This window comes from Candidatus Thiosymbion oneisti (genome assembly GCF_004359955.1).
Lineage (GTDB): Bacteria > Pseudomonadota > Gammaproteobacteria > Chromatiales > Chromatiaceae > Thiosymbion > Thiosymbion oneisti.
On record NZ_SMSC01000129.1, the window covers coordinates 1 to 600 of the forward strand.

At 43.8% G+C, this 600-nt stretch carries 1 protein-coding gene; it reads left to right on the forward strand.

What is annotated here, in order from left to right:
• On the forward strand, positions 1 to 558 hold a 558-nt coding region (locus E1958_RS19740), incomplete at its 5' end, for a JAB domain-containing protein (protein ID WP_133513382.1).
• Between the last annotated feature and the right edge of the window lie 42 nt (positions 559 to 600).

Below are 600 nucleotides of genomic sequence, written 5' to 3' on the forward strand. Positions count from 1 at the left end.
GAGAATAAAATCGGTCAAGGTCAGGAACACTTCTGGATGGTGGGTTTGAATCAAGCGAACAAGATCCTCTATATCGAGTTGGTCGCTTTGGGGTCTGCCAACATGGCGGGCATCAACCCCAGGGAAGCCTTCCGCATGGCGATCTACAAGCTGGCGGTCCAGGTGATTATGGTCCATAACCATCCCAGTGGGAATGTAACGCCTTCAATCGGAGATCAAGACCTTACCGATCATTTTATTCAAGCGGGTAAATTCCTTAAAGTCGAAGTGATCGATCATTTAATCATCAGCGATGAAACCTATCATAGCTTTGTCGAGTCGGGTATCTTCAAGAAACTCCAGGCAAGCGAACGCTGGATTTTGCCTTATAAACTGAAGGAGAGATATAGGAGTGAAGGCAAAAAAGAGGGGTTAAATGAAGGGGAGGAGAAAGGTAAGGAAGAAGGGTTAAGAGAGAAAGCTATTGAAATAGCAAAGGCAATGCAGCAAGAAGGAATCAGTATAACGATTATTGCTAAAACTTCAGGACTTTCAATCGAGGAGATTAAAGAACTATAAGGATGGTTATCGGCGAGTCCGTCGTAATATACTATTCTCATA